The following is a 20,104-nucleotide window of genomic DNA, read 5'->3' on the forward strand; positions in this document are numbered from 1 at the left end:
TGCCAACTCCCCTTACCGGCGTCGCTTGGGGTCCAGCGCGTCGCGCAGCGACTCGCCGACCAGCGTGAACCCGAAGGCGACCAGGATGATGCACCCTGCGGGCCAGAACGCCAGCTGCGGATGCGAGTCGATGATGTCCTGCGCGCCGCCGAGCATCTGGCCCCATTCCGGCACCGAGTCGTCGGCCGCGCCCAAGCCCAGGAAGGACAGCGCCGCCGCGTCGATGATGGCCACCGCCAGAACCAGCGTGGCCTGCACGATCACCGGTCCCAGCGCGTTGGGCAGCATGTGCCGGAACACGATCGCGCTCTCCTTCACGCCGAGCGCCCGCGCCGCCAGCACGTGGTCGCTGCTGCGCTGCGCCAGCATCGTGCCGCGCAGCAGCCGCCCGAAGATCGGCACCTGCACGATCGCCACCGCGAGGATCACGGTGAACTGGGTCTGCTCGGCGAACAGCGCGCCGATCGAGACCGCCAGCAGCAGCGACGGCACCGACAGCATCACGTCGGCGATGCGCATGACCAGCGAGTCCACCCAGCCGCCGAAGGCGCCGGCGAGCAAGCCGAGCACCAGACCGCCGCCGAGACCGATGACGGTGGCCAGCACCGCCACCAGCAGCGTCTGCTGGGAACCCAGCAGCAGCCGGGAGAGCAGGTCGCGGCCGTACTGGTCACCGCCGAGCGGGAACCCGGGCTGCGACGGCGGAATCGTGTTCTCCGCGCGGGAGACCTGCGATTCCAGCAGGCGTTGCGCCGGGTCGTGCGGCGCGAGCACCGGCGCCAGCAGGGCCAGCAGCACGAACGCCACGATGACCAGGGAACCGACGATGAAGACCGGGTTGCGGCGCAACCTCCGCCAGGCGGACGCGGCGAGGCTGACGCCGGCGTCGGAGGCCGATTCCGCCAGCGCGTCGAGCTTGTCCTTGCGCTGCGTGTTGAGCACCATCGTCCCTCACCGTGTCCGCAGTCGTGGGTCGATCAACGCGTACGAGAGGTCGACGACGAGGTTGACCAGCACGTAGACCATCGCGGAGGCCAGGATGACCACCTGCAGCACCGGGAAGTCCTTGCGTTCGAAGCCGATCGCGACGGCCTGCCCGATGCCGGCGATGTTGAACACCCGCTCGGTCAGCACCGCCCCCGCCAGCAGCGCACCGGTCTGCAGGCCGATGGTGGTGACCACCGGCAGCATCGCGTTGTGCAGGATGTGCCTGCGCCGGATCACCATCTGCCCCAGGCCCTTCGCGCGCGCGGTGCGCACGTAGTCCTCGTCCATCACGTCGAGCACCGCGGCCCGGGTGATCCGGAAGATCACCGCGAACGGGATGGTCGACAGCGCGATGGCGGGCAGGATGAGGTGCACCAGCGCGTTCCAGGAGGCGTCCCACTCGCGGGTCAGCAACCCGTCGAGGATGTAGAAGCCGGTGACGCGGGTGGCGTTGATCGCCGAGTCCTGCCGCCCGGACGCGGGCAGCGCGCCGAGCTCGATGGCGAAGATGAACTTCAGCAGGAACGCCAGGAAGAACACCGGCACGGCGACGCCCACCAGCGACCAGGTGATGCTCAGGTTGTCCAGCCATCCCCCGCGCTTGCGGGCGGCCAGGTATCCCAGCGGGATGCCGACCACCACGGCCAGGAACAGCGCCAGGATGGACAGCTCCAGCGTCGCCGGGAAGCGCGTGATGAACACGTCCAGCGCGGAGTCACCGCGCTGGACCCCGGTCGAGGTGCCGAAGTCGCCGGTGACCGCCCGGCCGAGGAACTTGAAGTACTGCACGAAGATCGGCTGGTCGAGCCCGAGAGCCTTCTCGAGCTGCTCCCGCGCGGCTGGTGTCGCGCGGTCGCCCAGCAGTGCCGAGACCGGCCCGCCCGGCAGCATGCGCAGCCATCCGAACAGCAGCATCGACAGGACGAAGACGACCAGCACCAGCTGTCCCAGTCGTCGAACAGTGAAGCGGAGCACGCGAAAACCCCCGTGTTCAAGTCAGCGAACCGGGTGCTGCGCGCGGAACCGGTTCGCACCGGCCCCGCGCGCAGCACCTCGGGATCACTGCTCCGAAACGCTCACCGAAGCGAACTCTTCGGCGGTCAGCGGTGAGGTCACCAGACCCTGGACTCGGGAGCTCGTCACGATCGCCGGCGGCGAGTGCGACAGCGGGACCGCGGGCAGGTACTCGGACAGCAACTTGCGGTTGATGTCCTGGTACATCGAGGTGCGCTTGGCCTCGTCCGGCTCGGAATCGGCCGCCTTCAGCTGGCCCGCCAGGTCCTCGCCCCACGGCGCGCCCGCGGTGTAGAAGCGGTTCGTCGGCGTGCCGAAGAACGTGCCGATGAAGTTGTCCGGCGTGTTGTAGTCGCCGGTCCAGCCGAGCAGGAAGATGTCGGCCTTGGCGTTGTCGACGTCGTCGATGTAGCCGCCGTTCCACGGCTTGCTCACCGGGTTGACGGTGATCCCGGCTTCGCGCAGGTCTTCGGCGAGGGCGTTGTAGATGCCCTGCGGGTCCGGCATGTAGGGCCGGGTGACCTCGGTCGGCCAGTAGAAGTTCACCGTCAGGTTCGACGCGCCGGCCTCGGCGAGCAGCTGCTTGGCCTTGGCCGGGTCGTGCGGGTACTGCTGCACGTCGGGCGCGTAGCCGTCGACGTTCTCCGGGTAGAACTGGCGGGCCACCGAGGCGCCTTCCGGCAGGTTGGCCTTGACCAGCGTCTCCCGGTCCACCGCGTAGGCCAGGGCCTGCCGGACCTTGAGGTTCTGCAGCGCCGGGTTGTTCTTCTGGGTGATCCCCAGGTACATGATGTTGAACGGGTCGCGGACCTGGACGTTGTGGCCCGCGTCGCGCAGCGCCTTCAGGTCGGCGGCGTTGGGGAAGTCGTAGCCGTCGATCGCGCCCGACTCCAGCTCCTGCTTGCGGACGGTCTCGTCCGGGATGATCCGGAAGATCAGCTCGTTGACCTTGGTCTTGTCACCCCAGTACTGGTCGTTGCGGACCAGCTTGATGGTGCCGTTGGACTGGTCGTAGGAGTCGAACTTGAACGGCCCCGTGCCGGTCGGGTGGGCCTTGGCGTACTCGGGGTAGACGAAGCTGTCGCCCTGCGCCTGCACGTCGTTGGCCTTGTACTTCTCCATCGCCGTCGGCGACTGCATGCTGAACGACGGAAGTCCCAGCAGGTCGGGGAACTTCGAGGTAGCGCGGGTCAGGTGCACGACCGCGGTGGTCGGGTCCGGGTTCTCGCAGTTCTGGAACAGCGAGGGCGCCTGGCCGTCGGCGAAGCCGCCGAAGTTCTCGATCCAGTAGTAGGACAGCGCGTTGTTCTGCCCGGCCCCGGTCTGGTTGTACCAGCGCTGGAAGTTCTTGCAGACCGCGTCGGAGTTGAAGTCCGTGCCGTCGTGGAACTTCACGCCGCTGCGCAGCTTGAACGTCCAGGTCTTGCCGTCCGGGGTGTGCTCCCAGCTCTCGGCCAGGGACGGTTCGACCTCGACCGAGCCGGGCTTGAAGTTGACCAGGCCCTCCATCAGCTGGCGGGTGACGCGGAAGGTCTCCCCGTCGGAGGCGTAGAAGGGGTCGAACAGGTCCGGAGCACCGGCGGCACCGAAGGTGAAGGTGCCGCCCTCTCCGCCACCGGCCCCGCGCTCGGATTGCGCGCAGCCCGCCAGGGACGCAGCAGTTGCGAAAGCGATGCCGACCGTGATGATCCGACGCAGAGAGCGGGTTCCGCTTCGCTGCACCGATGGAGCTCTACTCATTGGATTTACCCACCCGTTTGTGTCCATAGGCAGCAGAGTTCCGTGAGAGTAACCCTCGAAAGGAGGGGAATGGAACAATCAAGGTTACGATCGCGCTACTTAGGCGATCCTTATCGAACGGGGAGCAATCGGACAAAGGATGAGGCTTGCCAGAACTGCGATATCTGCGCTAAACGCGGGCGAATAGAGGAATGAATCGACCTAGTCAAGACCCTGGCGACTTGTTTCCTCGGATACGAAGACGGCGCCTGACCTCCCGAGAGTCCGAGAAGAAAGGCGCCGCCGTTCTGACTATTGATTTGTTCGCGTTTTAAACGTTTACGCCTACTACATCGAACGCCGACCGGACAGCGCCCGACCGAGCGTCAATTCATCGGCGAACTCGAGGTCGCCACCCATCGGAAGTCCGGAAGCGAGCCGCGTGACGTTCAGTCCCGGGAAGTCGCGCAACATCCGCACCAAATACGTCGCGGTCGCCTCGCCCTCGGTGTTCGGGTCCGTCGCGATGATCACCTCGCTGATCTCGTCGGTCCCGATCCGCGCCAGCAGCTCCCGGACCCGGAGCTGATCCGGGCCGACGCCCGAGAGCGGATCCAGCGCACCACCGAGCACGTGGTAGCGACCCTTGAACTCGCGGGTGCGCTCCACCGCGAGCACGTCCTTGGGCTCCTCCACCACGCAGACCAGCGTCTTGTCCCGCCGGGCGTCCCGGCAGATGCGGCAGGTCGTCTCCTCGGAGACGTTGCCGCAGACGTCGCAGAACACCACGCCCTCCTTGACCTGCTGCAGGACCTCCTGCAGCCGGGTCACGTCCGCCGGCTCGGCGGCCAGCAGGTGAAAGGCGATGCGTTGCGCGCTCTTCGGACCGATGCCGGGAAGACGTCCCAGCTCATCGATCAAATCCTGTACCGGACCCTCGTACACGTCGACTCGCCCCGGATCACAGGCCCGGCAGGCCGAGGTCGCCCAGGCCGCCGCCCAGACCGCCCGTCAGCGGGCCCATCTTCTGCGCCTGCAATTCCTGCGCGGCGCGGTTGGCATCGCGGACGGCCGCCACGACCAGGTCCGCCAGCGTCTCGGTGTCCTCCGGATCGGCCGCCTTCGGGTCGATCACCAGTCCCTTGAGCTCCCCGGCACCGGTGACGGTCGCGGTCACCAACTCGCCACCGGCGCTCCCGGTGACCTCCGCATCGGCGAGCTCCTGCTGCGCAGACATCAGCTGTTCCTGCATCTTCTGCGCCTGTTCCATGATCTGCTGCATGTTCGGCTGGCCACCTGGCTGCACCGTTACTCCTCATCGCCCGGGTGAGTGCCCCACACGGGGCACAAGACCAGCGTAGAGGTTCTGCCGTTCCCGCTCTGAACTCACCTTGCTTGGCGATTCGGGTGACAGGGTGCCGACTTCGGGAGAGGCCTTCACGTCTTCTGGCCACGCCCTCGCACGACGAACGCGCTGGCTCCCGTCCTTGGTCGCCATCACACGACGTGACAGGGTGATCACGTGACGCTGGACATCACGCGGCTGCTGGAACTGACCACCTGGCGCGCGTTCGACGTGACCGATGACGGACGGGTGCTCGCGGGCTGCGACGAGTCCGGGTCGGTGCAGCTGGTGGAGCTCGCCGACGACCGGCGCACCGAGCTGACCGCGCTGGCCGGCGCCGTCACCGGCCGCTACCTGCCCGGCGAGCGGGCCGTGGTGGTGCAGCACGACAGCGACGGCAACGAACGCGGCCAGCTCTCGCTGCTGCGCCTCGACGACCGCCGGAGTCGACCGGCTCAGCTGTCCGAACTGGAGCCGCTGGTCCGCGACCCCGAGCACGTGCACCGGCTGCTCGACGTGCTGCCCGGCCGCATCGTCTACGCCACCAACCGCCGCAACGGCGTCGACTTCGACGTGGTGATCCGCAGCGTCGTCACCGGCGAGGAGCACGTCGTCTACGACGGCGGCGGGATGGTCGCCGAGGTCTCGGTCTCCCCCGACTCCCGCTACGCGGCGATCACCGTGCCCGCCGCGAAACCCCTGTCGGACCAGGTGATCCTGGCCGACACGATGCCCGAGACCGGCGCCGACCGGATGCGCGCGCTCACCGGCCGCGACCTCGCGGCACGCCACCTCAACCCCGGGTGGCGGTCCGGAGAGCTGGTCGTGACCAGCGATGCCGAGCGCGAGCACACCGGCATCGCACGGCTGGACCCGCGCACCGGTGAGCACCGGTGGCTGGTGACCTCCTCCTCGCACGACCTCACCGGCCGGTTGTCGCCGGACGGCCGCACCCTGCTGGTGCTGACCGCCGTCGACGGCGCGCACCGGCCCGCCCTGCACGACGCCGAGACCGGTGAGCACCTGCTGGACATCGCGCTGCCGACCGAGGGCTGGTGCGGTTTCCCTCTGCCCGAGCCGGTCTGGTCACCGGACTCCCGGTTCGCCGCGCTCACCTTCAGCTCCCCCACCTCTCCCGGTGACGTGCTGCTCGTCGACACCACCGCCCGCACCTGCGCACCGCTGACCTTCTCGGCGGCGCAGCTGGCCGGGGAAGTCCTCGCCGAGCCGACCGTGCACCGGGTTCCCGCTCGCGACGGGCAGGAGATCCCGTGCTTCCGCTACACCCCGGCCGAGCCGGACGGGTCGGCCGTCCTGCTCATCCACGGCGGCCCGGAGAGCCAGTCGGTGCGCGCGTTCCACCCGCTGGTCCAGGCGATGGTCGCGCGCGGCCACACGGTGCTGGTGCCCAACGTCCGGGGCTCCACCGGCTACGGCAAGACCTGGTACTCGGCCGACGACGCCCGCAACCGGCTCGAGTCGGTCGACGATCTCGCCGATCTGCACCGGTGGTTGCCCGCGGTGGGCGTCGACCCGTCCCGGGCGGCGCTGTGGGGCGGTTCCTACGGCGGCTACATGGTGCTCGCGGGACTGGCCTTCCAGCCCGAGCTGTGGGCGGCGGGCGTGGACATCGTCGGCATCTCCTCGCTGGTCACGTTCCTGGAGAACACCGCGCCCTACCGGCGGGCCCACCGTGAACGCGAGTACGGCAGCCTCGCCGTCGACGCCGACTTCCTCCGCGAGGCGTCCCCGCTCACCCGCGTCTCCTCCATCGCGGCGCCGCTGTTCGTCCTCCACGGCGCCAACGATCCGCGCGTGCCGCTGACCGAGGCCGAGCAGATCGTGGAAGCCGTGCGCGGCAACGACGTGACGTGCGAGTTCCACGTGTACCCCGACGAGGGCCACGGTCTCGCCAAGCGCTCCAACCGCCTCGACGCCTACCCGAAGGCCCTCGCCTTCCTGGGCCGACACCTCGGCTGACGGCTTCAGCCCTCGATGCGGCGAGCGCCCAGCTCCCGTTCGAAGAGCTCGACGGCCGCCGAGTCGGGATCGCGGCCGACGCGCGTTCCGGCCTCCATCGGTGAGGACTCCGCGAGCATCGACTCCGGGTCCTCCTCGTCCGGCGGCGGTGCCGCAGGGCGCTGCGGCTCCGGCGGCGGGATGTCGTCCGGCGGGGGCTCCTCGTCCGGGGGCTCCGGCGGCGGCGGGATGTCATCGGGTTCCGGCGGGCGCGGGACCGAACCACCGCGCGCACCACCGGTATTGCGCTGCTGAGCAGCACCGTTGGGGCCTTGCCCGTTGCCTTGGGACGGCTTCGGCTCCGGCGGGCGCTGCTCCGCCGGCTGCTGCTGCGGCGGCGCGGGGGCCTGCTGCTGCGACGGGCGCTGCGGGGGCTGCGGCGGCTGCTTCGGGGCGGCAGGCCGGGCCGGCGGGGCCGCCCCGGCTTCGACGCACTGGATGTCCCACTCGCCGCCGACGACCTCGCGCAGCGCCTCCCGGACGAAGTCCAGTCGCCGCTGCTGCGCGAGCTGCTTGACCAGCCCGGACGTCGGCATCGACAGCACCAGCACGCCGCCGTCGAGGTCCTGCACGGTGGCGTTGAGCAGCAGCGCCTGCGTCGGCCGGTTGCGCTTGGCGACGCCCTGCAGCACGTCGGTCCACACCCGGCGCACGGCTGCGGCGTCGAACCCGTTCGGCGCGGACGCGGTGGGCTGCGACGCGGTGGGCTGGGCAGGTTCCGGCGGGCGCGGCGGCTCGGCAGGACGCTGCGGCTGCGGTGCCGCGGCGGGCTTTTCGGCCTGCGCGGCGGGCCGCTGCGGTGCCGGTTCAGAAGCCGGAGCGGGAGCGGTTTTCTCCTGCGCGGGAGGGGTTTCCGCCGGTTTCGGCGCGGCGGGCGCCTCCTGCGCGGTTTCGGCGGCGGCGCGCTCGTGCGGTCGCTGGAAGACCCGCTTCGGCTTGTCGCCGTCGCTCGAAACCGGTGCCGCAGCAGCGGTTTCCGCGGCCGGGGCCTCGCCAGGTGCGATGGTCATCCGACGCTCGACGCGTTCGAGCCGTTGCAGCAAAGCGGTTTCCGAGTCCGACACGGCCGGCAGCAGCATCCGCGCGCACAGCAGTTCCAGCAGCAGGCGCGGCGCCGTTGCCCCGCGCATCTCGGACAGTCCGGTGTGGACGATCTCGGCGAACCTCGACAGCGTCGCCGCGCCCAGCTGCTCGGCCTGCTGCTGCATGCGGGTGAGCTCGTCGCCGGTGGTCTCCACCAGACCCCGCTCGCCCGCGTCCGGAACCGAGCTGAGCAGCACCAGGTCGCGCAGCCGGTCCAGCAGGTCGGAGCCGAAGCGGCGCGGGTCGTGCCCGGCCTCCACCAGCCGCTCGACCGTGCCGTAGACGGAGGCGGCGTCACCGGCCGCGAGCGCGTCGACCATGTCGTCGATCAGCGCGACGTCGGTGACCCCGAGCAGCGCGACGGCCCGCTCGTAGGTGACGCCCTCGTCCCCGGCACCGGCCAGCAGCTGGTCGAGCACGCTCAGGGTGTCGCGCGCCGAACCGCCACCAGCACGGATGACCAGCGGGAACACCGCCGGTTCGACCTTGACGCCCTCGTCGGCGCAGATCCGCTCCACCAGCTCGCGCATCACGCCCGGCGGCATCAGCCGGAACGGGTAGTGGTGGGTCCGGGACCGGATGGTGGTCAGCACCTTGTCCGGTTCGGTGGTGGCGAAGACGAAGATCAGGTGTTCCGGAGGCTCCTCCACGATCTTCAGCAGGGCGTTGAAGCCCTGCGTGGTGACCATGTGAGCCTCGTCGATGATGAAGATCCGGTACCGCGACTGGGCCGGCGCGAAGAACGCGCGGTCCCGCAGCTCGCGGGTGTCGTCGACACCACCGTGGCTGGCCGCGTCGAGCTCGACGACGTCGACGCTGCCGCCGCCCTCGGGCGCGAGCGACACGCAGGAGTCGCACTCACCGCACGGGTCCGCCGTCGGGCCCTGCGCGCAGTTCAGCGACCGCGCCAGGATGCGCGCGCTGGAGGTCTTGCCGCAGCCGCGCGGTCCGGAGAACAGGTACGCGTGGTTGATCCGCCCGGCGGACAGCGCGGTCCGCAACGGCTCGGTGACGTGTTCCTGCCCGGCGACCTCAGCGAAGGTCGCCGGACGGTACTTGCGGTAAAGGGCGAGCGCCACGGTCGGAACCCTACGCGGTCGGACTGACAACTCGGACCAGGGTGAGCTTCCCTGAAAAGTAAGGGGACCCCGTGCACCCGTCAGAGCCCGCTTACCCTTGCTGCCTTCCGGCCCTGGGGGAGTTCACAGGATGGACGCCGCACGAGGTCCACGGACAGTGTACCCAGACGCGGCCCCCGCTCGTAAAACCGGGGCCCACGACTCGCGTCACCAGTGGTCACCGCAGCTCAGGCCCCCTATCCGAATGGCTGAAACGCCCTGCTAGGCTTCCGCACGGAGGATTGGCCGAGCGGCCTAAGGCGCACGATTGGAAATCGTGTTGGGTTAATAGCCCTCACGGGTTCGAATCCCGTATCCTCCGCTCGCGAAGAGCCCCGGACCACTCGGTCCGGGGCTCTTCGCTTTTCTCCCCCGTTCCGGGCAGAACGTCTCTGTGCAGCGCACCGCAGGTGGCGCACGGTGCGAGCGAGGCGAACGCACAGGAGTGGAGCGGGGGCGGCTGTCGTGGGCATGACGATCGAACAACTGCGGGAACGGGTCCGCGGTCCGGTGTTCACACCGCGCGACGCCGGCTACGGGGCGGCGCGGCGGGTCCACAACGCGATGATCGACCTTCACCCGGCCGCCGTGGTGCGCTGCGCCAACGCCGGGGACGTGCGGGCCGCGGTCGCCTACGCGCGGCAGAACGCCGTCGACCTGGCGGTGCGCGGCGGCGGGCACAGCGTGCCCGGCTTCGGCACCTGCGAAGGCGGCGTGGTGGCCGACCTGTCCGGGATGCGCGGCGTGCGCGTCGACGGCGAGCGGCGAACCGCTCGCGCGGAGGGCGGCGCGACCTGGGGCGACTTCAACGCGGCCACGCACGCCTACGGGCTGGCGACCACCGGCGGCATCATCTCCACCACCGGGATCGGCGGGCTCACCCTCGGCGGCGGGATCGGTTACCTGGCCCGGGGACTCGGCCTGTCCTGCGACAACCTCATCTCCGCCGACGTCGTGCTGGCCTCCGGGGATTTCGTGGTCGCCGACGAGCAGCACAACACCGACCTGCTGTGGGCGCTTCGCGGCGGGGGCGGCAACTTCGGCGCGGTGACGTCGTTCGAGTACCGGCTCAGCCCGGTGAGCGAGATCTACGGCGGCCCGATCTTCTTCGACCTGGAACACGCGGCGGACGTGCTGCGCGGGTTCCGCGACCTGATCGCCGAGGCGCCCGAGGAACTCGGCGCGTTCCCGGCGTTCCAGATCGCCCCGCCGCTGCCGTTCATCCCCGAGCATCGGCACGGCGTCCCGCACATCGCGCTGGTGACCTGCTGGGCGGGCCCGGTCGAGGAAGGGCCGGCGGCCGTGGCCGCCTTGCGCGACCTGGCTCCGGTGGCCGCCGAACACGTCGGCCCGATGCCCTACCCGGCGCTCAACGCCGCCTTCGACGCACTGGTCCCACCGGGCTTGCAGCACTACTGGAAGGCCAACTTCGCCACCGAGCTCAGCGACGAGATGATCGCCGCGCACGTCCAGCACGGACCACGGGTTCCGGTGGTGAACTCGACGGTGCACATCTACCCGATCAACGGCGCCTGCCACCGCATCGCACCCGACGAGACGGCCTTCGCCTACCGGGACGCGAACTTCGCGACCGTCATCGCGGGCATGTGGCCGGATCCCGTCGACAACGAGGCGAACATCAGCTGGGTGCGGGACTACTACGCCGCGACCGCTCCGCACTCCCAAGAGGGTGGCTACGTCAACTTCATGGCCGCTGACGATCAGGACCGGGTCAAGGCGAACTACCGCGAGAACTACGACCGCCTGGCGGCGACCAAGCGCCACTACGACCCGCACAACCTCTTCCGGCTGAACCAGAACATCGCGCCCTGACCCGGGGTGGCGAAGCCGGAACTCCGCCACCCAGCGGGTCATTCGGCGGCGCGGAGGCGGACGACCTGCGGGTCGTGGTCGCTGATCTGGTCGGGGAACTCGGCGTTGACGTGCACGATGTCGTAGTCGGCGGTGAGCGGCCCGGCCAGCAGGATGTGGTCGAGCTGCTGCGAGTTGCCCTCGTAGACGTAGCTGTAGCGCTCCACGGGCGGCAGCGCGTCGGCCGGCGAGGTCAGGATCTCGGTCAACGGCGCGAGCGCCGGGGAGAAGCCGTAGTCGTTGAGATCGCCCGCCACCACGACCGCGGCCTGCGGATCGACGGCGAGGGTCTGGTCGACGAACCCGCGCACGGCCTTCGCCTGCTCGGCGCGCTGCTGCTCGGAGGACCGGGCCGGCGGCTGGAAGCGGCCGTGCAACGGCTGGTCGCCGCCCTTGGAGCTGAAGTGGTTGGCCACCACGAACACCGGCCGCCCCTGGAACAGGAACTCACCGGCCAGCGGTTTGCGGCTGTCGGTCCACCCGGCGTTGCCCGGTTCGACGCGGCCGGGCGAGACGCTCAGCGCGGCGCGGTCGCCGTCGGCCACCGGCTGCACCGCAGTGGTCGCGTCGCCGCCTGGGCGGTCGACGAAGGACACCCGGGCGGGGTTGAACAGGAACGCCACTCTGATGTTGCCGCCGGGCTCACCCCCGTCGGCGTTGTTCTCGGGGTCGATCTGCCGCCACTGGTAGCGCGGGCCGCCCGCAGCGGCGATGGCGTCGGTGAAGCGCTGGAGCGTCTCGTCGGCGGCGACCACTCCGTCATCGGTGGCGCCGGTGTTGTCCTGGACCTCTTCGAGCGCGAGGACGTCGGGGGCGGCGAGGTTGCCGACGACGCCCTGCGCGAGCCGGTCGAACTTGGTCTGCTCGTCGGCCGCGTCGAGGTTCTCCACGTTGTAGGTGGCGACGGCGAGTTCGTCGGACTGCTGCGCGCGGGTCGTCTCGGGCCGCGTGCCGCCGGGCACGTGCGCGCCCAGCTGCGCGGCTTCGAGCACGTACCCGCCGAAGGAGCTGTAGTCCAGCGGGCCGGAGGTGGACCCCTGCAGCCGGTCGCCGACCGCTGCCGCCGGGAACTCGCCGGTCAGCAGCGATTCGACCTTGAGCCGTCCGGCGTTGGGGTCGGCGTAGCCGGTGTAGGTCGTGCCGCCGCGCTCGTTGGCGTTCTGCTCGGGCTTGCTGGTGATCCACAGCGACCGGTACTCGTCGGTCGGACCGACCACGCGGGCGTCGTCGACCCGCAGCGCCATGGCCTCGCGCGACTCGTAGAAGTCCAGCGCGAACCGCTGCGGTTCGAGCTCGCGCGAATCGATCTCCCCCGCGGGAGCGTGCTCGACCGGCACGGTGTCGGCGGCCAGCAGCTCGGGCGGGATCTCACCGGTGCCGCTGACCTGCCAGGTCGCCGAGGTCAGCTCGGTCACGGACTGGTTCGGCCCGTCCTGGCCGCCCGGGTAGTGCTCGACGACGGTCCCGGAGGCGGTGACGGCATCACCCACCGCGACCTGCGGCGTCTGCTCCCCGGTGAAGACGAACAGCCCCTCGCTGGTGCGCGGGTCGGTGTCGGGCTGCGGGTCCTGGAACCAGAACCCCCGCGCCGAGCCGGTCGCCCGGACGCCGGTGACCACGCCCGTCACCCCGCTCACCTGCTGCCCGTTCAGCGGGGAGACCCGCGTGGTGCCCTGGATGTCGTGGATGCGCACGGCCTGCTGCGCAGCGGCGAGCGAGGCCGTGGCCGGTAAGGCGGTGGTGGCGAGCAAACCCGTGGCGATCAACGGTAAGACGCGCACGTCGCGTTCCCCCTGAAGTCGAAGAGCCGATCAACGCGGACGCTGAACAGCCAAATCGACGACAGCGTGAACACCGAACCCCCTGAGCAGAACTCGCCACGATCCACAGGGGCGGGGCATGCAAAAGGGCCGGTCCCCGAGAGGACCGGCCCTTGCGAGCGGTAGCGGTGGGATTCGAACCCACGGTGGCTGTTAACCACACGCGCTTTCGAGGCGCGCTCCTTAGGCCGCTCGGACACGCTACCGCCGATAAGGCTACCGGCCGCCTCCTCGACGCCTGCAAAGGGGGGTGCGCCTCCCGGCGCGCACCCCGCGGCAACGGGTGGTTCCGGTCCGAACCGTCCATGATCAACGACCGCTTTGCCCGGTCAGTCCGGACCAGAACCGCCCATCGGCGAGGTCCCCGAGGCGGAGTCAGAGCGCGTGAGGCCCGTGGGAGCGGTGGGTGGCGAAGAAGGACTCCAGGAGGGCTGCCGACTCGTCGGCGAGGACACCACCGACGACCTCCGGGCGGTGGTTGAGGCGGTTGTCGCGGACGACGTCCCAGAGCGAACCGACGGCCCCGGTGCGCGGTTCCCAGACGCCGAAGACGACCCTGGCCACCCGGGACAGGACCAGGGCACCGGCGCACATCGTGCACGGTTCGACGGTGACCGCGAGGGTGCAGTTCTCCAACCGCCAGCCGTCGCCGTGGACCTGGGCGGCGGCGCGCAGGGCGAGGATCTCGGCGTGCGCGGTGGGGTCGCCGTGGGCTTCGCGCCGGTTGCAGGCCTCGGCCAGCACGCGGCCTTCGGCATCGGCGACGACGGCGCCGATGGGCACGTCGCCCGTGGACGGCGCGTCGGCGGCCACCCGCAGCGCGGCCCGCACCAGCTCGACGTCGCCGGCGCGGGCCTCGGTGGTGTTCACCGGTACATGTTCTCCAACAGCTTCGAGAAGTCGTCGCCGAACCCGCAGCGCTGGGCGATCATCTCCAGCTGCTCGTCCGGGTAGAGGTCGACCTCCTCGATGATGACCAGCAGCTCGCCCTCGGGAAGACCCAGGTCGGACAGGACCGCGAGGTTGCCCTCCGGCCAGACCTCCTCGTCGTCCTCGTCCGGAGCGTCCACGCGCAGCAGGTCGAGCACGTCCGCGGCGATGTCGTAGTCCAGCGCCGCAGCGGCATCGGACAGCAGCAGGTCCACACCCCCCGGGACCGGGCGGATCAGCACGAAGAACTCGTCGTCCACATTGCACATTCCGAACACCGCGCCGGTGGAACGCAGCTCGCGCAACGCCGTGATCGAAGCGTCCAGGCCGGTCAGCACCGAGTTGTCCATCGCGCTGCACCGCCACCGCCCGTCTTCCCGGACCACGGCGACGGCGAAGCCTGCGACCGGCTCCTGCACCGTCATGGAGACACCGTAAAGCGTACGAAGGCCACCCGAAAGCACTATTGCGATTGTCGTATCCATCAGGGGACGGAATGCGCTCAACCGGGTGCGTGCGATGTGGCTCCGTCGGGCAGGATGGACGGATGCGTGCCGTGTGCGTGATCGGACTGGGACTCATCGGCGGATCCGTGCTGCGGGCCGCCTCCGGCGCCGGGCGCCCCTCGTGGGGTGCCACCGCGTCGGAAGCGGATGCCGCAGCAGCCCGCGACGACGGTTTCGAGGTGCTCGAAACCGATGCCGCGCTGCGCCGGGCCAAGCAGGAGGACGCGCTGGTGGTGGTCGCGGTGCCGCTGACCGCGCTGCGCGGGGTGCTGCGCGAGATCGCCGAGGTCCACCCGGGCGCCTGGCTCACCGACGTGGTCAGCGTGAAGGACCCGGTCGACTTCGAGGTCCGGAAGCTCGTGCCGAACGCCCGCTACGCCGGTGGCCACCCGATGGCGGGAACTTCGGCCTCGGGCTTCGCGGCGAGCTCGGCGGAGCTGTTCCAGGGCGCCGCCTGGGCGGTGACCATCGAGGAGGCCACCACGATCGACGCGTGGCGCGAGGCAGCTCAGCTGGCGCTGGACTGCGGCGCCCACGTGGTCCCCACCGGCGCCGCCGCGCACGACGACTCGGTGGCCCGGATCTCCCACCTGCCGCACCTGTTCGCGGCGATCCTCGCCACCGTCGGCGCGGACGGCGGCCCGCTCGCGCTCTCGCTGGCGGCGGGCTCCTTCCGGGACGGAACCCGGGTCGCGGGCAGCGACCCGGAGCTGGTGCGCGCCATGACCGAGGGCAACAAGGCCGCGCTGCTCGACGCCGTTGACGACGCCCTGGGTCGCTTGGGCGCCACCCGCGGTTCGCTCGCCTCCACCGGCGGCCTCAAGTCCACTCTGGACTCGGGCCACGAAGCCCGGAAGCGCTTCGACGACCTGGCCACCGGCGAGGGCACGACGACCTCGACGGTCCGCCTCCGCCCCGAAGCCCTGTCCCGACTCCGAGACCTCGGCGAACTCGGCGGCCGAATCACAGCCATCGAAGAGGACCAGGCGACGACCCAAGTCCCCGTGGCCTAACAGGCAAGCACCGAAGGTGCTTTCTCAGTACCCCACCTGAGCAGCTGGCACCGCCGGGGGTTCTGAGCGGCTTCGTGGCGAGCACGCCGCGACGCCGCGTATTCCGCATACTCAAGGAGTGGCGCACCCGCACCGCTAAGCAAACCGACCACAGCGCCACGGACAGAACACGAAGAAGAGGTCGCCCTGTGCGTGGGGGCGACCTCTTCTATGGTGCGCTCCGACCACTGGTCGGGACGGCTCTCGCCTGGTCCCGCCGCCAGCCTGGGCCGCAGCGCCGTTGCTTCGAGTTGTCCTACTGGCCGGGCGGCGGGGGCTCTTGCTGGTCTCCGCCGACGAAGCCCTTGCCCTTCTCCACGGCCTGGTCGACCTGGTCCTCGTGACCGAACTTGTCCTTGGCCGCGTCACCGGCCTTGTCCATGCCCTGCTCGACCTTGTCGCCGTGCTCCTGACCGAGGTTCTGCAGCTTGTCCTTGAAGTCTCCGAAGCCCATGGTGCTCCTTCCCGCGCCTCGTGGAAAGCATCGTTCAGTCCCCGGCGAAGCTAAGCCCGATCGTCGGTTCCTGCTCGACGCAACACCCGCCAGGGCAGGGCCAATGACTCGTCCAGGTGACACCTTGCGCGCGGTCGACCACGGGTCTACCTTGAAGTGACCTGATGACCAGATTTGCAATTCTGGTCAACGAGTCACGGAGGTAGCCGCATGACACAGCCCACCGACCGGGCGGACCGCATCCTCGACGCGGCCGCCGAGCTGATGGTCCGGCTGGGCTACCGCAAGGTCACCATCGACGACATCGCCCGCCGCGCCGGAATCGGCAAGGGCACCGTCTACCTGCACTGGCGCACCAAGGAGCAGCTGTTCGAGGCGCTGATCATGCGCGAGTCGATCGGCGTGCTCAACGGCCTGGTGGAGGCGTTCCGGGCCGATCCGACCGAGGTCCTGCCGCACCGGTTCTTCGCCCGCAGCTTCCTGGCCGCCATGCGCGATCCGCTGATGAAAGCGCTCGTCACCGGCGACACCGAGCTGCTGGGCAGCATCAAGCAGTCCGCGCACCAGGGGCAGTCCCAGCGGTTCGGCGACCGCTACCGCGAGCTGATCTTCAAGCACCGGCTGCTGCGCGACGACGTGCCGGACGTCTACATGGCCGTCGTCGCCACCGCGACCGGCTTCCACCTCACCGACAACATCAACCCGGAATTCGCCGCCCTCGACGACGAGGCCAAGGCGAGGGCGCTGGAACACACCATCCGGAACGCGTTCGAGCCGGCGGGCGACCCCGATCCCGAGTCGCTGACGACCGTCGCCGACGAGATCGGGAGCCTCTTCGACGAGCTCAACGAGCAGTTCCGGGAGTGGATCTACACACCACAACAACGCGGCTGACCGGCCGCGATTGGGGGCATCACATGACCGCACTGGCCGACACCTGGGGGATCAACGCCGCGCAGTTCTGGCTGCGCGGCCAACGGCCGGACCGCGAGGTCGACTACGACGAAGCGACCGGGATGTGGGAGGTCCACGGGTACCCGGAGATCCTGCGGGCGCTCAGCGACCCGGCGACCTTCTCCTCCAACACCCAGCGAATGGTCCCGGAGGCGAGCGGGTTCTCCGAGGGCAACCTGACGCAGCTGGACCCGCCGGACCACCAGAAGCTCCGGAAGCTGGTCAGCCACGCCTTCACCCCGAAGGTGGTGGCCGACCTGGAGCCGAGGATCGCCGAGATCACCGTCGAGCTGATGGATCAGATGGAGGACCGAGCGGAACTGGTGGCCGACCTGGCCTACCCGCTGCCGGTGATCGTCATCGCCGAACTGCTCGGGGTTCCCGCCAGCGACCGCGACAAGTTCAAGCGGTGGGTCGACGGGATGTTCAACTCGACCAACAAGATCTCGATCAAGGAACGTTCACCCGAGGACGAGGCGTACTTCGCCTCGGCCATGGAGCAGGTCGGCGAGCTCGCGCACTACCTGACCGAGCACGTCCGCGAACGCCGCGCCAAGCCCCGCGAGGACCTGCTGACCAAGCTGGTCGAGGCCGAGGTGGACGGTGTCCGGCTCACCGACGCCGAGATCACCAACTTCGGCATGGTGCTGCTGGTGGCCGGGCACATCACCACCACGATGCTGCTGGGGAACACGCTGCTGTGCCTGGACGCGCACCCGGACCAGTTCGCGGCGGTGCGGGCCGACCGGTCGATGGTTCCGGCGGCGATCGAGGAGTCGCTGCGGTTCCTGAGCCCGTTCGCGGCGGTGTCGCGGGTGACCAACGAGGAGACCGAGCTCGGCGGGGTGCGCATCCCGGCGGACCAGATGCTGCTGCTGTGGATCGCCGCGGCCAACCGCGATCCCCGGCAGTTCGCCGACCCCAACGTCTTCGACGTGACGCGCGATCCGAACCCGCAGCTCGGCTTCGGCCGCGGCATCCACTTCTGCCTGGGCGCTCCGCTGGCCCGGCTGGAGGGCAAGGTCGCCCTGAACCTGCTGCTGGACCGCTTCCCGCAGCTGCGCACCGATCCCGACGACGCACCGGAGTTCCTGCCCAGCCCGAACATGACCGGCGTCCGCAAGCTGCCGCTGCTGCTGCGGTGAAACCCGCTGGCCGTCGTGCCGCGCAGATCAATAGTCTGCGCGGCATGAGCAACATGACGGACGCGTTCACCGAACGGCTGCGCGCCCTCGGCGCCGAGGGCGAGGTCGTCGAGTTCGACACCGGGGTGCCCACGGCCGCGGCGGCCGCCGAGCAGCTGGGCTGCGAGGTCGGGGCGATCGCCAACAGCCTCGTGTTCACCGCGGACGGCGACCCCCTGCTGGTGATCGCCAGCGGCGCGCACCGGGTCGACACGCGAGGTCTGGAGCGGTCGCTCGGGGTCCGCAAGATCCGGCGGGCCAGTCCGGAGTTCGTCGCGGAGGCGACCGGTCAGCCGGTCGGCGGCGTCGGGCCGGTGGGGCACCCGCAGGCGATCCGGACGGTGGTGGACCGCGCGCTGGCCGCGCATCCGACGGTCTGGGCGGGGGCCGGCAGCAAGCACGCGATGTTCCCGACGAACTTCGCCGAGCTGCTGCGGATCACCGGCGGATCCGCGGCCGACGTCGCCCAATCCTGAACGCCACCGTCAGGGGGAACCTTTTACGACTGGTGCGAGGCGACCTGACGGCGGCATCAGCGCCACGTCACCGCAAACCACCCTTTTGGATTCGCTTTCAACACTCAAGGTGACAACCACGCGGAAGTCACCCTTTCGCCGGATGAATTGAGTTGCGTCGGGCAATCATTCACGAGGAGGAACACTTTTCGGTGAAGACCCCGTCGGAGCATCTGCGGCCCGGAGGTCCGGCAGGTACACCTTGATTTGCCCGATTCCGGGTCAGCCTGATCCAGAAATACCCCCGGGCAAGCCGAATTGGAAGGAAGGCAATTATGCGCTCGCTGCTTCGTCCCATTGTCGTCGGTGCGTTCATCCTGCCGCTCGCTTTCGCCGGAGCAGGCCTTGCCTCCGCAGGCGACATGGAGACGCGCGGAGGTGGCCACGGGAAGTGCGTCCACCACTCCTGCAACTGGTGGGACTGGGACACCACCGTGAACCACAACGACACCTCCATCATCAACGCAGGCATCATCGGCTGACCCGCTCGCGGACCGAGGCCCCGCCGGCCACACCCGGCGGGGCCTCACCTACGGGTCGGACCTGGGCACGCCGCGAAATGTCGCGCGGTAGGCGCTCGGGGAAACACCTAGTTCGCTTTGCAGGTGCTGGCGCAGCGACGCAGCTGTTCCAAATCCTGAATCGCATGCAATTTTTTCGACCGGAAGGTCTGTTTCCTCCAACAGTTGCCGCGCTCGCTCCACCCGTTGCCGGGTCAGCCATTGCAGCGGAGAAATGCCGACTTCTTCGCGGAATCGCCGCGTGAAGGTGCGCACGCTCAGCGAGTCCTGCGCGGCGAGTTCACGCAGCGTGAGCGGCCGGTCGAGGTGTTCGAGCGCCCACGCGCGCGCCCGAGCGGTCGTCGAGACCCGCGGTTCCGGAACCGGTCGGCGGATGTACTGCGCCTGGCCACCCTCCCGATGAGGTGGAACGACGGTGGTGCGCGCGACCTCGTTGGCCACCGCCGCCCCGTGGTCGCGGCGGATCAGGTGCAGGCACAGGTCGATGCCCGATGCCTCCCCCGCCGAGGTCAGCACGTTCCCGTCGTCGGTGTAGAGCACGTCCGGTTCCAGCTCGACCTGCGGGAACAGCCGGCGGAAGTGATCGCAGGACTTCCAGTGCGTGGTCGCCCGTCTGCCGTCGAGCAGCCCGGCCGCGGCCAGCACGAACGAGCCCGTGCAGATCGACGCGATCCGGGCGCCGTCGGGGATCCGCGCGAGTGCGGCGGCCAGGGAGGGTGGCAACCGCCCCTCGGTCTCGGTCTCGTCCGGCTCGTGGCTGGCGGGCAGGACCACCGTGTCCGCGCAGGCGAGCGCGTCCGGTCCGCGCTCGACGTGGATCGGGAAGTCCGCGTCGGTGCGGACGACGCCCGGCACGAGCGCGCAGGTCACGACCTCGTACAGCGGTTCGCCGGAGGGCGAGCGGGCGCTGCCGAACAGCTGGTGGACCAGACCGAGCTCCATCGGCATCACGCCGTCGCGGACCAGCACCGCCACCCGAGTGGACATGGCCCGATCCTTTCACATGTTGGC

Annotated in this window: 18 protein-coding genes, 2 tRNA genes and 1 other RNA gene; 8 read left to right on the plus strand and 13 right to left on the minus strand. The window is 69.8% G+C overall.

Features of this window, described 5'->3' with window-relative positions; translation table 11 throughout:
* Positions 1–12: 12 nt before the first annotated feature.
* The 5 genes from AB0J91_RS22115 to AB0J91_RS22135 form a co-directional block, all read right to left on the minus strand.
* Positions 13–945, minus strand: a complete 933-nt coding sequence (locus AB0J91_RS22115) for an ABC transporter permease (RefSeq protein ID WP_363871894.1) — start codon at positions 943–945, stop codon at positions 13–15.
* 6 nt (positions 946–951) lie between these two features.
* Entirely contained in the window at positions 952–1,962 is a 1,011-nt protein-coding gene (locus AB0J91_RS22120; protein ID WP_363871897.1) for an ABC transporter permease, read from the minus strand.
* 84 nt (positions 1,963–2,046) lie between these two features.
* Positions 2,047–3,723 carry an ABC transporter substrate-binding protein gene (locus AB0J91_RS22125; RefSeq protein ID WP_363871900.1) on the minus strand — a complete coding sequence of 559 codons (1,677 nt, stop codon included), beginning with the start codon at positions 3,721–3,723 and terminating at the stop codon, positions 2,047–2,049.
* A gap of 345 nt (positions 3,724–4,068) precedes the next feature.
* A complete protein-coding gene (gene recR, locus AB0J91_RS22130) occupies positions 4,069–4,665 on the minus strand; it encodes a recombination mediator RecR (protein ID WP_132673322.1) in 597 nt (198 codons plus the stop codon).
* A 16-nt stretch (positions 4,666–4,681) separates the two neighbouring features.
* Complete coding sequence (locus AB0J91_RS22135; protein WP_235877941.1) at positions 4,682–5,002, minus strand: YbaB/EbfC family nucleoid-associated protein; 321 nt, start codon at positions 5,000–5,002, stop codon at positions 4,682–4,684.
* 240 nt (positions 5,003–5,242) lie between these two features.
* Between AB0J91_RS22135 and AB0J91_RS22140 the strand changes: the two genes are divergently transcribed.
* Positions 5,243–7,045, plus strand: coding sequence for a S9 family peptidase (locus AB0J91_RS22140; RefSeq protein ID WP_363871903.1), 1,803 nt, complete (start codon positions 5,243–5,245; stop codon positions 7,043–7,045).
* A 5-nt stretch (positions 7,046–7,050) separates the two neighbouring features.
* Here AB0J91_RS22140 and AB0J91_RS22145 read toward each other — a convergent pair whose 3' ends face one another.
* Entirely contained in the window at positions 7,051–9,246 is a 2,196-nt protein-coding gene (locus tag AB0J91_RS22145; RefSeq protein ID WP_363871906.1) for a DNA polymerase III subunit gamma and tau, read from the minus strand.
* 58 nt (positions 9,247–9,304) lie between these two features.
* Positions 9,305–9,399, minus strand: an RNA gene (gene ffs / locus AB0J91_RS22150) — signal recognition particle sRNA small type.
* A 122-nt stretch (positions 9,400–9,521) separates the two neighbouring features.
* Here ffs and AB0J91_RS22155 point away from each other — a divergent pair.
* Both AB0J91_RS22155 and AB0J91_RS22160 read left to right on the plus strand, forming a co-directional pair.
* Positions 9,522–9,607, plus strand: a tRNA-Ser gene (locus AB0J91_RS22155).
* Positions 9,608–9,756: 149 nt separating this feature from the next.
* A complete protein-coding gene (locus AB0J91_RS22160) occupies positions 9,757–11,118 on the plus strand; it encodes an FAD-binding oxidoreductase (RefSeq protein WP_363871909.1) in 1,362 nt (453 codons plus the stop codon).
* Positions 11,119–11,156: 38 nt separating this feature from the next.
* On the opposite strand, the gene AB0J91_RS22165 is transcribed toward AB0J91_RS22160, so the two are convergent.
* From AB0J91_RS22165 to AB0J91_RS22180, 4 genes are all read right to left on the minus strand, one after another.
* Complete coding sequence (locus tag AB0J91_RS22165; RefSeq protein ID WP_363871912.1) at positions 11,157–12,938, minus strand: endonuclease/exonuclease/phosphatase family protein; 1,782 nt, start codon at positions 12,936–12,938, stop codon at positions 11,157–11,159.
* A gap of 159 nt (positions 12,939–13,097) precedes the next feature.
* Positions 13,098–13,183, minus strand: a tRNA-Ser gene (locus AB0J91_RS22170).
* Between the two features lie 169 nt (positions 13,184–13,352).
* A complete protein-coding gene (locus tag AB0J91_RS22175) occupies positions 13,353–13,847 on the minus strand; it encodes a nucleoside deaminase (protein ID WP_363871915.1) in 495 nt (164 codons plus the stop codon).
* Positions 13,844–14,332, minus strand: coding sequence for a tRNA adenosine deaminase-associated protein (locus AB0J91_RS22180; RefSeq protein WP_132673303.1), 489 nt, complete (start codon positions 14,330–14,332; stop codon positions 13,844–13,846). Before AB0J91_RS22180 ends, AB0J91_RS22175 begins: the two co-directional genes overlap by 4 nt.
* Positions 14,333–14,454: 122 nt before the next feature.
* On the opposite strand from AB0J91_RS22180, the gene AB0J91_RS22185 reads away from it, so the two are divergent.
* A complete protein-coding gene (locus AB0J91_RS22185) occupies positions 14,455–15,426 on the plus strand; it encodes a prephenate dehydrogenase (RefSeq protein WP_363795171.1) in 972 nt (323 codons plus the stop codon).
* Between the two features lie 295 nt (positions 15,427–15,721).
* Here AB0J91_RS22185 and AB0J91_RS22190 read toward each other — a convergent pair whose 3' ends face one another.
* On the minus strand, positions 15,722–15,919 hold the full coding sequence (locus AB0J91_RS22190; protein ID WP_363871918.1) for an antitoxin: 198 nt from the start codon (positions 15,917–15,919) through the stop codon (positions 15,722–15,724).
* Positions 15,920–16,129: 210 nt separating this feature from the next.
* On the opposite strand from AB0J91_RS22190, the gene AB0J91_RS22195 reads away from it, so the two are divergent.
* The 4 genes from AB0J91_RS22195 to AB0J91_RS22210 all read left to right on the plus strand — a co-directional run bounded on the left by AB0J91_RS22195 (position 16,130) and on the right by AB0J91_RS22210 (position 19,054).
* Positions 16,130–16,813 (plus strand): helix-turn-helix domain-containing protein, encoded by a 684-nt coding sequence (locus tag AB0J91_RS22195; RefSeq protein WP_363795167.1) that lies wholly within the window; start codon positions 16,130–16,132, stop codon positions 16,811–16,813.
* A gap of 23 nt (positions 16,814–16,836) precedes the next feature.
* Positions 16,837–18,018 (plus strand): cytochrome P450, encoded by a 1,182-nt coding sequence (locus tag AB0J91_RS22200; protein WP_363871922.1) that lies wholly within the window; start codon positions 16,837–16,839, stop codon positions 18,016–18,018.
* 44 nt (positions 18,019–18,062) lie between these two features.
* The gene (locus tag AB0J91_RS22205; RefSeq protein WP_363871925.1) at positions 18,063–18,533 is read left to right on the plus strand and encodes a YbaK/EbsC family protein; all 471 of its coding nucleotides are present in this window, start codon (positions 18,063–18,065) and stop codon (positions 18,531–18,533) included.
* Positions 18,534–18,847: 314 nt separating this feature from the next.
* A complete protein-coding gene (locus AB0J91_RS22210) occupies positions 18,848–19,054 on the plus strand; it encodes a hypothetical protein (protein WP_363871928.1) in 207 nt (68 codons plus the stop codon).
* Positions 19,055–19,102: 48 nt separating this feature from the next.
* Here the strand turns inward: AB0J91_RS22210 and AB0J91_RS22215 are convergent, their stop codons facing one another.
* Complete coding sequence (locus tag AB0J91_RS22215; RefSeq protein ID WP_363871931.1) at positions 19,103–20,080, minus strand: helix-turn-helix domain-containing protein; 978 nt, start codon at positions 20,078–20,080, stop codon at positions 19,103–19,105.
* Between the last annotated feature and the right edge of the window lie 24 nt (positions 20,081–20,104).

The organism is Saccharopolyspora sp. NPDC049357, from assembly GCF_040677225.1.
In the GTDB taxonomy this organism is placed as follows: domain Bacteria; phylum Actinomycetota; class Actinomycetes; order Mycobacteriales; family Pseudonocardiaceae; genus Saccharopolyspora.